The organism is Methanobrevibacter sp. (genome assembly GCF_017468685.1).
In the GTDB taxonomy this organism is placed as follows: domain Archaea; phylum Methanobacteriota; class Methanobacteria; order Methanobacteriales; family Methanobacteriaceae; genus Methanocatella.
The window spans coordinates 1-14,223 of sequence record NZ_JAFUHT010000021.1; the positions used below are offsets into that span (position 1 = coordinate 1).

Annotated in this window: 15 protein-coding genes and 1 pseudogene; 4 read left to right on the forward strand and 12 right to left on the reverse strand. The window is 32.1% G+C overall.

All coding sequences use genetic code 11. The features are described from left to right. Window positions 1-1,474: transposase (locus IJ258_RS02940; protein ID WP_292802652.1), on the forward strand; the 1,474-nt coding region annotated here is incomplete at its 5' end. A 552-nt stretch (window positions 1,475-2,026) separates the two neighbouring features. Here IJ258_RS02940 and mch read toward each other — a convergent pair. The 4 genes from mch to IJ258_RS02960 form a co-directional block, all read right to left on the reverse strand. Then, entirely contained in the window at window positions 2,027-2,998 is a 972-nt protein-coding gene (gene mch, locus IJ258_RS02945; protein WP_292802655.1) for a methenyltetrahydromethanopterin cyclohydrolase, read from the reverse strand. 109 nt (window positions 2,999-3,107) lie between these two features. Beyond that, window positions 3,108-4,913, reverse strand: a complete 1,806-nt coding sequence (locus tag IJ258_RS02950) for a BspA family leucine-rich repeat surface protein (RefSeq protein ID WP_292802658.1) — start codon at window positions 4,911-4,913, stop codon at window positions 3,108-3,110. Between the two features lie 58 nt (window positions 4,914-4,971). Then, window positions 4,972-5,472 carry a nitroreductase family protein gene (locus IJ258_RS02955; RefSeq protein WP_292802661.1) on the reverse strand — a complete coding sequence of 167 codons (501 nt, stop codon included), beginning with the start codon at window positions 5,470-5,472 and terminating at the stop codon, window positions 4,972-4,974. Next, entirely contained in the window at window positions 5,473-7,029 is a 1,557-nt protein-coding gene (locus tag IJ258_RS02960) for a ClC family H(+)/Cl(-) exchange transporter (RefSeq protein ID WP_292802664.1), read from the reverse strand. Window positions 7,030-7,176: 147 nt separating this feature from the next. Between IJ258_RS02960 and IJ258_RS11920 the strand changes: the two are divergent. Next, window positions 7,177-7,317: pseudogene (locus IJ258_RS11920) on the forward strand (hypothetical protein); the annotation flags it as partial. A gap of 76 nt (window positions 7,318-7,393) precedes the next feature. On the opposite strand, the gene IJ258_RS11925 reads toward IJ258_RS11920, so the two are convergent. The 8 genes from IJ258_RS11925 to IJ258_RS03000 form a co-directional block, all read right to left on the reverse strand. Next, entirely contained in the window at window positions 7,394-7,498 is a 105-nt protein-coding gene (locus IJ258_RS11925) for a zinc-ribbon domain-containing protein (RefSeq protein WP_366514562.1), read from the reverse strand. An 11-nt stretch (window positions 7,499-7,509) separates the two neighbouring features. Then, window positions 7,510-7,827 (reverse strand): transcription factor S, encoded by a 318-nt coding sequence (locus IJ258_RS02970; protein ID WP_292802670.1) that lies wholly within the window; start codon window positions 7,825-7,827, stop codon window positions 7,510-7,512. A gap of 58 nt (window positions 7,828-7,885) precedes the next feature. Further along, window positions 7,886-8,275, reverse strand: coding sequence for a hypothetical protein (locus IJ258_RS02975; protein WP_292802673.1), 390 nt, complete (start codon window positions 8,273-8,275; stop codon window positions 7,886-7,888). Continuing rightward, window positions 8,276-8,716, reverse strand: coding sequence for a hypothetical protein (locus IJ258_RS02980; protein ID WP_292802676.1), 441 nt, complete (start codon window positions 8,714-8,716; stop codon window positions 8,276-8,278). Window positions 8,717-8,775: 59 nt separating this feature from the next. Then, window positions 8,776-9,099, reverse strand: a complete 324-nt coding sequence (locus tag IJ258_RS02985) for a DUF2149 domain-containing protein (RefSeq protein ID WP_292802679.1) — start codon at window positions 9,097-9,099, stop codon at window positions 8,776-8,778. 7 nt (window positions 9,100-9,106) lie between these two features. Then, window positions 9,107-9,751 carry a MotA/TolQ/ExbB proton channel family protein gene (locus tag IJ258_RS02990; RefSeq protein WP_292802682.1) on the reverse strand — a complete coding sequence of 215 codons (645 nt, stop codon included), beginning with the start codon at window positions 9,749-9,751 and terminating at the stop codon, window positions 9,107-9,109. A gap of 12 nt (window positions 9,752-9,763) precedes the next feature. Next, window positions 9,764-10,474 carry a DUF2162 domain-containing protein gene (locus IJ258_RS02995; protein WP_292802685.1) on the reverse strand — a complete coding sequence of 237 codons (711 nt, stop codon included), beginning with the start codon at window positions 10,472-10,474 and terminating at the stop codon, window positions 9,764-9,766. Between the two features lie 192 nt (window positions 10,475-10,666). Beyond that, a complete protein-coding gene (locus tag IJ258_RS03000; RefSeq protein WP_292802688.1) occupies window positions 10,667-12,220 on the reverse strand; it encodes a hypothetical protein in 1,554 nt (517 codons plus the stop codon). A 214-nt stretch (window positions 12,221-12,434) separates the two neighbouring features. On the opposite strand from IJ258_RS03000, the gene IJ258_RS03005 reads away from it, so the two are divergent. Further along, window positions 12,435-13,736, forward strand: coding sequence for a phenylacetate--CoA ligase family protein (locus tag IJ258_RS03005; protein WP_292802691.1), 1,302 nt, complete (start codon window positions 12,435-12,437; stop codon window positions 13,734-13,736). Between the two features lie 8 nt (window positions 13,737-13,744). Then, complete coding sequence (locus tag IJ258_RS03010; RefSeq protein WP_292802694.1) at window positions 13,745-14,176, forward strand: acetolactate synthase; 432 nt, start codon at window positions 13,745-13,747, stop codon at window positions 14,174-14,176. The last annotated feature ends 47 nt before the right edge of the window (window positions 14,177-14,223 follow it).

The window sequence follows — 14,223 nt, forward strand, 5'->3', positions numbered from 1 at the left end:
GGATTTGAAATTCAATTCTAAAAGAGGACCTAAAGCTTATCCAAGAACATTAGTCCTTGGAGGATTGATGTTTGCATTAAAAATTGGAAAAACAAATTTAAAAAGTATAAGTTCCTTTTGTGAAGATAGTAGTTTAATCAACATGTTTACTTCCGGTTTTAATCCAAAGGAAGATGTTTATCGAAGATTGCTTAAAGATTCTGATCCAAGAATTTTGAAAAAAATTTTTCTATTCAGTTTAATTAGATTAAATGATTATGGTTGGTTGGATTTAGCTCAATTATTTGTAGATGGTACAGATGCATTAGTTAATGCATCTAAATATTATTTAATTCATTTGGAAGAAATTGAAAATGTCAAAAAGATTAAAAAGTTAGGATTAATCCATAATGGCAAAAAAAGTTCTCCAAAAAGATTTAAACAAAAATTAAACAAAATATTGGAGTCAGAAGATCTTGATGAAGAAACTGAAAAAGTACTTAAATTGGCTTTAAAAAACAGTAAAATTTATTGTAGAAAAGTTTTTAATAATTTGGAAGAATTAAAAAATGCTATTGGTAAAAGTAATAAAAATTATGTTTCTGTTAGTTTTCCTGATGCTGTAATGATGAAAACCAAAAAAGGAGGATATGAATTTGGATTAAATCTCCAATCAATCATGGCAAATCATCAAATATTAATAACTGGTGTTCTATTGCGAAAACCAAATGACCATTCGGTATTAGAAGAAGTTTTAAAAGAATTAAAATTAAGTTTTGAAATATTGAAAGAATTAAATCTAAAATATGGATCTCAACAAGATTACGAAAAATTTGAATTTGAAAATTTAATTGACCAAGCAATTTTTATTTGCGATTCAGGTTATTTTAGCAATGATAATTTTGAAATAGCAGATTTTAATGACCTCAATTTTATTGTAATGTCCAAACAAATTGCAAGACAAAATAATAACAAAAAAAGAAAACTTTGGAACATTCAATTAAAAGATGGAAAAAACAACAAAAAGAAAGACAATGTCTCAAAAAAACAATGCATTCGCATTGTTAATGCATATATCTGTCCAAATGAACGATTAATAAGTTTAGACAGTTATAAAGTAACAAATGGAAAATACAACAAACAATCACATATTTTTGGAGATTTACGAGAGTTTAGTTTCAAATTCAGTTGCAAAGATTGTAGTGGATGTCCTTTTGTTGAAAAATATGGTGAAAAATGCAAATGTGCTGAAATTGAGGATAGAATGAGTTTATATATGTATAAAATGACTAATGAATTTGCTGAAGGGAAATACAACGAAATTTACAAAGACAGATTCCCCAACAGCGAATGCATTAATGGATTTCACAAGACTAAGAATAGTATTTTGAACTTGTTATGCCGTGATTTCACGGCAAATCAAAATGAAATGCTTCTGAGAGGTTTATTATACAATATTATACGATTAAAAGAACTTAAAGGAACAATTTGTTGATTTTTATTCTCCCTCATAAAAAAATCAAGAAAAATTTTGTTTCCAAATAATAAAAATTTGAAGTGATTTAAATTTTTATTCAATAAAATCTTTTATTCACCTCTTTTAGGCAACCTTAGCATCGAGAAATCACTATTTTCACCAGAAATTGAATTATCTGGTGAAAATAGAAAAAATTGGTATACCATTCATATATTTGAACTAAAAAACTAATAAATTTAACTATCAAAAAAAACACCTTAAAATTAAAGGAAAATAAAATAAAAAATAAAATAAATAACAAAATAAAGTAAAAATAACATAAATCAATCAAATATTCAATTAATAAAAAAAATAAATAAAATCCCAAGTTAATTAAACTCAAAACACATAAAAATGCCATTAAAAGATTATCGAGTTACCTCTTTAAAAAAAAGATTTAATTGTAACAACCCAGATATTTCGCAAGTTGAATCAATAATTAGACTTAAACTCAACATTGCCCGATTAATTTATTATTTTTAAATTAAAGATGATGTGAAAATATTTAAAAAAAAGAAAAGATGAATAAAATTATTCATCTACGCCGAAGGATTTTTTAAGTAAATCTGCGTTAACAAATCCTTCTTTATAAATTTTACCAGTAGTCAAATCGTTAATTACTACTTCTGCAGGAGCAAACATTCCTTTGTCGATTTTGTAGAAGTCAAATTCTGCTTCTTTAAATACATCGAAGAATGGTTTACCATATCCATCAGCTGCAGATGATGGTAATTTAGCTGCTACATCAGCAATATCATCGTTTTCATCAGATTCAACATAGTAGTAGGTTCTTCCACCGAACAATACTGCATCGTTGGTTTTACCCATTGCTTTTAAACCATCTGGGTCAACAGGTGCAATTGGTGCAATACCTGCTGCATGTTTTACTTTGGTTACATCGAATTTGATTGCTTCTAACATTTTGTAGGTTCCGTTTTCAACTACTCTTCCGGAAATTTGGATAGATCCGACAAGGGAAGATGTAGGAGCTACAAGCAAGTAAACATTTTTAACATCAACATCACATTCATCAGCAATGTATTGAGCAACATCGTCACCAGGCAATACATCAGCTTCGAGTGTTAAGATTGCTAAGTCTGCATCTTTGTCTTCGTAATCAATTTCTTCATAAGTTTCAGCTGGTTTTAATGCGATTGCTCTTGCAGGTCCTGAACCTAATGCAAAGAAATCACCAACAGAAACAGACCAACCTGCTTTTTGAGAACCTAAGGTTGAAATAGAAGGTGAGTCAGTTTTAATTTTTACTGAAGGAAGTGCGAATTTTTCAGATAAATCTCCCGGAATTGAAATTCCAACATCTGCAAGTCCACCAAGACAAACTTTAGTATAAAGTTCTCCTGCTTTAAAACTTCCATCGACATTTACACCACAGTCGATAACAGTAGCACCATTATCTAAAGTTGCAACAGCGATGTTTAATTCATCTGCTTTTTCTATCATTACATCTACGGTTTTTTTAGCTTCTACGTTTACACTTACCATAGTTTTAACCTCTAAAAATATTAACTTAAAACATTAAGTTATTGTGTAAAAATTTATTGTTATTCTTATTTAAATTTGCCTAAAATAATTTAAAAAAAATAGAATTCAATTACTCTTTTTTAGCCATGTCATTTGCATACTTTAAAATCTCTTCATCACTACATTCTTCAATAATCCTTTCAAAGGAATTTTGAGATTTTATATTCAAAAGAGCAAATAAACTTACATCAAGGGATTTTGAATTTAAAACAATGTCAATCCATTCCTCTTCACTGTCAACATATTTCATAATATGGCCAATATTATCAAGAATATACTGGCTTTCTTTTGCTATTTTAACAAGCATGACTTTGTTTTTGATTTTGACAAATGCCTCTTCACGATTGTAGAAATAAAATTTGTAGTTTAAAGGATTTGACTCATCATCTGAAGGGGATATGTCATAATTATGATCATTGATTGCAATATTGGTTAAAATTGTCTCATCAGTGATTTTTTCAAGTGCAATGTGCTGAACGGATTTGAATTTAGACCTGTCAACAATGAACTCCAAAATGGATTGGCTGTCAACTGAATCCACAATGTCCATCTGAGTTTCTTCATCAAAATTATTTAGGTTTACTTTGAAAAAGGATTCATCCAGCTCATTAATGAATATTTCAAATGAATCAGGATTTAAATCCCTATTTTTTAAAACTTCCAATTTATACCATTCAGGATATACTTCAAGCAAACTGCATTCATCAAAGATGGAATCAATATTCAAATTATCTGATACTTTCCAATCGGATAATGCAGATGCATCAACTAATGAATCGCATTTCTTAAACATTCCTTCCATATTATTGATATTGCTTACATCCCACTCCTTTAAAGGTGAAACATCTTCCAACAACTCACAATGCTTAAACATGCTTTTTAATGAAGATACATTGGATATATTCCACTCCTTTAAAGCAGATATATTTGTTAGTGAAGTACAGTTTTTAAACAGAAAATCAAATGAGGAAATATTTGAAACATCCCAATTTTTAAGTGCAGACAGATTTTTAATTGAACTGCAACCTTCAAAAAGTCCAGATATCCTATTGATTTTAGATACATCCCATGATTTCAATGGAGATAAATTTTTAATAGAACTGCAATATGCAAAAATGGACAAAAGACTTTTATTATTATCCATTAATGATAAATCCCAATTAGACAATGGAGAAATATCTTTAAGACTAACACAGCTTCTAAAAAGTGCAGTTACATTAAACGCATTAATCAGATTCCAATTTTTCAATGCAGAAATATCTTCCAAGGAAGCGCAAAATTCAAACAAGCATGCAATATCCCGTACATTGCGAACATCCCAATTGGCTAATGCAGAAATATCTGTAAGTTTAAGACAATCTGAAAATAAGTAATGCATATCATCAACGTGGCTGACATCCCAATTAGCCAAAGCGGAAACACTTTCAAGTGAAGAGCATCCCATGAACATGCATGACATATCAATAACATTAGAGGTGTTCCAGTTGGCTAAAGCGGAAATATCTTCTAAGCTAGAGCATCCCTTAAACATGTTGCTGACATCATCAACCAAAGAAACATCCCATGTATCAAGAGAGGATATTTCAACTAATGATTCACAACCGTTAAACATATCTCTGGTCGACACTATATTTCCGACACCCAATGTAACAATGGCTCTCAGGTTTATTAAATCTTTGTATCTGCCTTCAAGGATTGTTTTACCGAATAGGTCTTCACTGATATATAGAATATCCTCAGGATTTTCAACATAATCCCAACTGGTCAAATTAGTTCCATCAGTTAATATAATGAGAACATTAAAATCCCCCAATTCATAAATACTCTCAGTGGTTGAATTAAAATGTTCAAAATCATTTAAATAAATCCTTGCCATGTTAACCCCTTTTAATGATTATAATTTTATTCAATTAAATATATAATCATTACACATTTCAGTATCTGTCAAAGTGAATTTTTGATTCATCATATCTAAGCTTCACTTCATTTTCTTTTTGAGGATAACCAACGCAAATTACAGAAAACGGTATGCAATAATCAGGAATATTCAAATATTCCTTTAACTTCAAAGTACGGTCTTCTATTGGGTGGAATCCCAACCAAACAGCACCCAATCCCTCATGGGTTGCCTGAAGCAATATATTTTCATTACAAGCTCCAAGGTCCTGTTCAATCATCCGGTGAATCTTAGCCTCGTTGAGGTTTCCTACTGTAACAATCAGATGTGATGCCTTTTCTGCAGGCTTTGCAAACTGATGCATCTCGGAAACTGCTTTTTTGTCTTCCTCATCACTGATAACTACAAACTCCCATGCCTGCTGGTTACAGGCAGAAGGTGCCTGCATTCCCGCTTTTAGGAGATTTTCAATTTTCTCATCACTGACCTTTTCATCAGTGAATCTGCGTACACTTTGTCTTTTGAATACTATACTCATCTAACCACCAAACAACTCTTCAATTTCCTGTCTGACAAATGGATAATCATTACTATCTGTTAAAACATGAATCTGATCGCCATATTTAATATGGAAATCCTCCGTTGGAATAATATACTTTCCATTACGTATGACTGAAACAACAATAGCATTTTTAGGAAATGGAATATCTTTAACTTTAAAATTAATATAATTACAATCAAGAGGCACCAAATACTCTGATAAGACATGTTTTGAAGGTTTTTTAACATATTCCCTATTCTTGTTCAATAACAATCTGTCATATAATGACTCGTAAATCGGATCATTTCCCAAGAGTGTAGGCACCACATACGCAATTAAAGACACTATAATCATTGCAACCAATGACTCAGTCGAACCGCACATCTCAGCAAGCAGAACCACACCGGTAATTGGTGATCTGACAGTTGCTGCAAAAAATCCTGCCATTGAAACTACAATGAACTTATAAATCAAGTCATGTTCCAATCCCAATGGCTGAACAACGACACTTCCAAAAACAGCACCAATATACGCGCCTAAAACAAGAATCGGTAAAAATATTCCTCCAGGAGCTCCTGATGAGAATGAAAACATTGAGAAGAGATATTTTAAAACCAACAATAAAAGCAAAACTCCCAAAGATGGAATGGCAACATCAAGCATGTCCATCATAAAGTGTCCTCCATCACTGATTTCAGGAATCAATAATGCAACAACACCTGAAACCATGAAAACCAATACAAACTTAAGCCATGAAGGTATATTAAGATGATTCATAACATCACTTGACTTAATCATGCCCACATTGTAGACATAACCCAAAATACCTATGATAATTCCCAAAACAATTAAAATCCAATAGCATTCAAGCGGAATGTCCAAAATTGGAAAGGACAATATTGTATGCTGTCCAAAGATAACTTTTGAGATAAAATCAGATACGATGGCTGCAACCAAAGCAATGAATACCAATGTTTTATCGAATCCATGATTAATCTCTTCAAAAACAAATATTACTCCTGCCAACGGTGCATTGAATGCTGCTGTAATACCCACTGCAGATCCGACAAGAATCAATCTTAGCTCATCGGTTTTTGATCCCTTGAATAATTTTGCAACGCCCTTTCCGGCCATACCTCCAATTTGAACTGACGGACCTTCCGGACCAAGTGACAAACCGCCAAGAGCTGTCAGAACACCTGCAGTGATTTTAGAAATAAGGACTTTAATCCAATTGGCCTCCATATGACCTTTAACCTCTGCATATATCTGAGGTATTCCGCTGCCAGCTGAGTCAACTTCCCATTTGGTGAGCCTATCAATCAAAAGTCCCATCACCGCCAGAGCTATAAAAAACAGAACAATATACAATACATTCCCATGTATTATAGTCAGATAATCTCTTAAAACACTTTCCGAACCTGAAAGTAAAAAACGATATAGACAAACCATCAGTCCAGAAAATATACCTACCATCACTCCCTGAACCGTTAATCTGAAGATATATTTGGGATTTTCAGTTACTGATTTTAGTGTTTTTTCAAGAGTTTTCATTATTAATTATTTTATTTAAATACTATAATAAAGTTTCATCCTTCGATAACTTAATAATGAAAAATAATCAAATTCCAATTAATGATTAGAAAAGCCTTAAAAAAAGATTACCCATAAATTTTTAAACTGAATCAAGCTAATGTTGAAATGCATCAAAGAAAAGAAGGTATTGCTCAAAATTTATATGAAAATATTTTCAAACACGCTTTAAATAAAAATTATGATTTGGTTTGTGCTGAAATTGACATTGAACCAGAATACAATCACAAAAGCACTCGTTTTCATGAAAAAAGGGGTTTTCATGAAGTTGGAACAAGAATTTCAAAACAGACATTAACCGTTCACTGCAAATCAAAAAACTGGATTAATCTTCCCAATCATCCATATCAAAATCCGGATTGTAACCACAGTTTTCACAATATGGTTCATTATCTGCCAGTATTGAACCGCAATTCGGACATATTTTCATATTTCATCCTCCTAGTTTGAGCTTCTCCAGGTGTTTCCACATTTTGCGCATCTTATAAAATTTGTTGGTGCCTCATCAGCCGAACGGGTTTGTACTGTCCACCAGTATCCCTTTGTCCCGCCACATTTATAGCAGGTTATTGTAGTTGTCGGAAGTGCCACATTATCCCTATCGGTTACGATAACTTTTGCTTGAGGATTGGTTTCACCTTCCATTGTGTATTGTTCCTCAATATCTTCCTTTTCAAGGTTTTTTTCATAACCGCATCTACATTTAATCTTGCCTTTTTTTGGCATTAACATCTTACCACAATTAGGACAGAATTCCATATAATTAAACACCTATTAAAATTCGTAAGTATTAGTTTAATCAAAACCACTTATAAAATTATCGGCTTGAAAAATAATTGGCAATTAAAACAATTATTGAAAAGACAATTAGAACTGCCTTGGAGTCTAAAATCAAATCATTGCCCAAAACTATCGGAGCAAATATGTTCATATCAAATACATAATGCATCAAATAAGCAAAAAACAAATAAAAAATAATTAAACATAAAATAGCTACAATATATCTCTGATAGTTATCTTCAATGATACCATCTTCGATTAAGCGGTTAACACCATAACCTGCAAAAATATACATACCCAGCAATACTCCAAGATAGGCCAAATAATCAATTTTAACAGTTGACAGCACAAATGAAACCATTATCATGATTATTACAGACATTATGAAATACATAATAACTGATTTTGAGAGTTTTGCATATTCCATCTATTCCACCCCATACTTTTCCTTATCCTTTAAGTAAAGCAAGAAATTAAAAATCAGCATGATGACAGCAAAAATAATTAAATATATACCTACATTTAATGTTAAATCAAATCTTACACCATCAAAAACAAAAATTAAGTAATCTGAAAGCTTTAAGAAATCTGATCCGAATATTAACGGTACGAAAATTAAAAATATTGCATCATAGATTATGATTAAAGCAATTGCTATGAGAAATCTTTCATGATTATTTTTCACATCACCTGATTCCACCAGAATGTCAATTCCAAAAATAACTAAGAAATACAAACCAAATATATTTGCAACGTGCAATACATCTGTCAGATGGAATGTCATTAAAAAATAACATGCAACAAATGTAATGATAAGTGCAGATATTAAATTCACTATAACTACTCTTGAAAAATGACTATCAAACATTATAATATATATTATATTTTAAAATATAAAAAGTTTAAAAAAAAAGTTCACGTGGAAGATTAACCTTCCACCATTATCAGCTTACCCGTCGCAGGGTCTTTATAAACTTTACCCATTTCAGTATAACCCTGACCTGAACTATTTGAAGTATCAGGAGTATCGTTTAATTCTTGACCTTGGTCAACTTCTGTCATTGTCTTTTGTTGCATTTGTTCTTGAATATTCTGGTCAGGATCAATCATTGCCTGCATGTTCCAGCTTATGATAACAAAAACTAAAAAACCTACAGCAATAACCAGCATTGCATCCACAAGGTTGGATGTACCAGCCATCGGGTCTTCTTCCACTCTTTTAGATCTACGTCTACTTTGTTTCCTTACCATAAAATCACTAGTTATTCATTTTGTCAAGAACTGAATCAATTAAAGCATCTAAATCAGATAAGTATCTGTCATACCATCCTGAACGGATTTTACCTATAAAGTAACATAAAGCACCAGAACCGATACCTACAATAGTAGTGTTGAATGCCACTGTCAATGAAGATGCTAATGTATTAATATCTCCAGCACCTAATGCTGCAAGACCCGGACCCATTGGAATTAAAGTACCCATTAATCCCAAGGTTGGTCCAATACGAGTAATAATATCAGTTTTTTGTAAATTATTCATTGTTTTTTCTTCTTCAAATTCAAATAATTTACGTGCAAGTGCTTCTCTTGAGGCATCCCCCAATTCAGATGAAGCAGCAATTTCATTTAAAACCTTTTTTTGTGCTTTTGGAATATTGGCATTAGTAATAACGTTTTTTAATGTTTCAACAGAATCTGCTCTATTGATATCATAAATCAAATCTCTAATTGTTCCAACGGGAACCTTACGTCTTGAAGTATACTCTGCAATAGCTCCACCCAATGTAATAATTGAAATGATAACAATAACCAGTAGAATTATCAGTACAGGTATTGTTAAACTTTGAGAAATTACATCAAGAGAACCAGTTAAAAATTCTCCACCCGGAATATTTAAAGCCATATTTTTTCACCTTTATCTTAAAATACTTCTGCCTCTTTTATTTAAAACGATACCTCCAACAAGCAAAATAGCAAATGCTAAAATCACCATTAGGATATCCTGAGGAGAACTCATTGTAATTGGACTTGTAGTTTTTGATAATGCTCCTGCAATGTTTGGTATAACAATCGCTGAAAGCAAGAAATAAGCACCAAGTAAAAGCATAAAATTACCTAAAACAATAGGATAAGGCCTATTGATAACTTTAACTATAGTATTTGATGCCAAATAAGTTACAATCATGACCCCAACAAGTGCAGCAGCTGCATACCAGCTTAAATTAAGTGAACTTACACCTATTGTTGGTGCAACGATCAAAACACTTGCGATAATTGAACCAAAACAACATGGACAAGGAGCAATAATAGCTAGGGAAGTCGCAGTAGATGTATTCTTATCATGTATCTTCCATTCTCTTATTGTAAACAAACCTGCAATAATCATTATTGAAGCCATTATAATGTAAAATATTGTATTATAACTATAAATTGCTTGAACAAGCTGTTCTGAATATAAAGAAGCAATTGCTGAAATTAATACAACACCTCCACCATAAGCAATGCAGATTACTGCAAATAATTTTTTTGACAGGTCGGCCAATCCTGAAGCAAGTCCTATCTTTATTCCAAAAACAAGGACTGATGCGAAGATTCCAACTTGCCACAATACACTCATCATATCCATAGTAAATTCTCCATGATAAAATTAAAATTAATTAATTACATTTTAATATTAATCTAATAAGATATATAAAAGTTATTAGATAGCGATATGTATCTAAGAAAACATCCTGAAAATTTATAATATAACAAGTTAAAAAGAGTTAGGTTTTGAAAAAAAATAAAAAAATATTTCACAGATGTGAAATATTATAAATTAACGTTTTCGGTAACTTCTACCAAAAATTACACACACTATTAAAATTGATGCCAATGTATATAAAATGTTAAACGGATTAGCATTTGAATTAACTGGCATGTCAACGATTTCATCAGATTTATTTTTATTGTCTGAAATATTAGTGACATTTTCCCTTGAAGTTTTATTATCAATGGAAGTCTTATTATCAGTAATATTAACACTGGCTGTTTGATTTAAATCCATTGCATAAACATTGGAAATAATCTTATGACTGCTTTTAGATGAACCATGATCTTTATGGTTAGTGGAAATCAATCCTCTAATTTTTGCCATATTATCCCCTTGTTCTTTTACTTTATCAGATTCAATTAACTCAGCAGCATTTGAATCGTATTTTAAAGCATATGATGTATATTTAGTATTTTTTACCACTATGAAATAAAATACTAAATCCTTCCATGATGGATCATCTACAGAAATTAAATGTTTTTCATTGAATTTTGGTCCCAAAGCGTCTAAAATTCCATCAAGAACCTTATCTGTTTTTAAACCATCAACTTTAACATGACCTGCAGATGTTAAAACGTACAAATATGGATAATCATTAGGAATATCAACACCCTGTGATTTTAAGTAATTAATTGCCTCATTACTTGCATCAACACCTATCTGATATAGGTTTAAGCTTGAAGATTCCTCCATAGATCTACCTACCATACTAACATCGAAGGACGCTTTTTCATCTGAAGAATTTGACTTCTCCAAAATAAACGCATCATCATCGAAATCCCTTGAGACGCCTAAAACATCAACAAGAGGCAAATCAAATTCATGTGGATAATATTTAACAGTTTGAAGCTTATCTTTTCCACCTAAAAGTCCATCAGAATTTCCAATTTGATATGACGTAATATTTAAATCATATAAATTTCCACTAGTCCAGGAATCAATAACCGACAATATCGAAGCAATTTCAATATCATGCAGTTTTAACTTTTCCAGATGACCAGCAGATATTCTTGGACCTACATTACCGCAATATATAGGGGTTGCATCGTTTTTATACAATGCAATTGTAAAAGATTTATCGTGTTTTACAAAGAATGCTACATATACTGAATCAGCAGTTGAAGATAATGATATAAGATTACCATCTTCATAAGTTATATATCCATTAGAAGCATCTATTATTCCATTTAAAACACTTTCTGTGGTTTCATTATCAATCCTTGAAATTCCAGCATTTGAAATTACCAATATATCTTCACCATCAATACTGACGGAATTGGTAAAATCCGAGGTGATTTCATATCCGAGTTCATAATTTCTATCAAGCTGTTGAGTGTGAATATCCTCCTCATCAGCAGCATATAAAATATCCTGCGAGTCATCTTCACTTAAAGATATTATATCCGAATTATCATTTTCAAGTGAAACTTCCGATACTTCACAATCACTGACTGCCTCCATTTGGATTTCGTCAGGACTATCCAGAATTGGAGCATCATCGCTTACAGTGATATTGTCACTGGCAGACACTGCACCAACCAAACTCAGAGTTAGTATCAATAAAAAAACCATAAACAAATTATGTTTTTTCATAAACTCCTAACCTAGACATATAATTAATTGCTAATTATACCCACCTAGATTTACAGCAATGCAAAAAAGCATTACTAATTTAAATATATAATTTAATATTTATAAAAAACTTACTATAAAGTGAAAGTTTTAAGCTAACAACAAATATAATATATATTAAAAAGAATTAATGAGGCAAAAAATGTTTTGGAACGAAGAAATAGAAACAATGCCAAGGGAAGAGCTTGAAGAATTACAGTTAAAAAAGCTTCAAGCAACCGTTAAAAGAGCATTTGAAAAAATACCATATTATAATAAAAAATACAGTGATGCTGAAGTTTATCCTGAAGACATAGAAACTTTAAAAGACATTGAAAAGCTACCATTCATTACAAAAGACGATTTGCGTGAAAGCTATCCGTTCGGATTATTTGCAGTGGACATCAAAGAAATCAAGGAAGTTCATTCATCTTCAGGAACTACTGGAAAACCTGTTGTCTCAGGTTATACTGAAAAAGACCTGGATACATGGGCAGAAACTATTGCACGTGGACTGACAATGATGGGAATAGGCGAAGATGATATTCTACAAAATACCCACGGATACGGATTGTTTACCGGAGGTTTTGGTGTTCATTACGGTTCACATAAGGTCGGAGCAGCAATCATTCCAATTTCAACCGGCCAGACCAGAAGACAGATTGAAATCATGAAGGATTTTGGAACCACAGGACTTATTTTCACACCATCATATGGTATTCATTTGGCTGAAGTTGCCCTTGAAGACGGAATTGATCCTAAGGAACTTGACATTAAAGCAATAGGATTCGGTGCAGAAGGATGGACTGAAGAAATCAGGACAAGAGTTGAGGAACTCTTTGGATGTAAAGCATACAACATTTACGGATTGACAGAACTAATGGGTCCGGGTGTCGGTATCGAATGTAGTGCACAAAAAGGTCTGCACATTGCAGAAGACATATTCTACCCTGAAATAATCAATCCAGATACCCAACAGGTATTGGGTGAAAACCAGCCTGGTGAATTGGTACTGACTAATATTGACCGTGAAGGAATGCCAGTTATAAGATTCAGAACAAAAGACTTGACCAAAATTACACGCGAACCATGCGAATGTGGAAGAACACATGCAAGAATGAGCAGAATAACAGGCAGATCTGACGATATGATTAAGGTAAAAGGAGTAGCTATTTTCCCATCACAAATCGAAAAGGCATTGCTTAAGGTTGGTGATGCAGAGCCTCATTACATGATTATAGTTACAAGACCCGGAACACTTGATGAAATTGAAGTTAAAGTGGAAGCATCACAAGAGATTTTCTTTGACGGAATTAAGGAAATGATGAATGTTCAAAACAAGATTGCAAAATCCATCGAAAATGAAACAGGAATCAGAGTAAAAGTAACACTGGTAGAACCAAAAACCTTACCAAGATTTGAAGGAAAAGCAAAAAGAGTAATTGATAAAAGGAACTTGCACTAGGTGATATGATGAAAATCAAACAACTATCAATATTTTTACAGAACAGAATGGGCAGCTTATCAAAACCACTGGAAGTATTGACCTTCGCAGATGTTAACATCAGAGCAATGTGTATGGCAGACACATCCGAATTCGGTATCTTAAGACTTGTGGTTGACGATCCGATTAAAGGAAAGGATGCACTTGAAGAAAACAACTTTCTGGTTAAAATAACAGACATCATAGGTGTTGAAATGACAGATACTCCTGGAGGATTGACTACCGTTTTAGGAGTCATCAAAGATAATCTGATTGATTTGGAATATCTTTACGCATTTTCACATGACAAGGAAGGCAAAGCTATCCTATTACTGCATGCAGATGACATTGATAAGTTGATTTCCGTTTTAAGTGAAAACAATATACCAATCGTTTCTGCTGAAGAAGTTTACAATTTATAAACTTCTTTAATTCTATTTTTTCAAAAAAAAAATCCTTTTAAAAACCA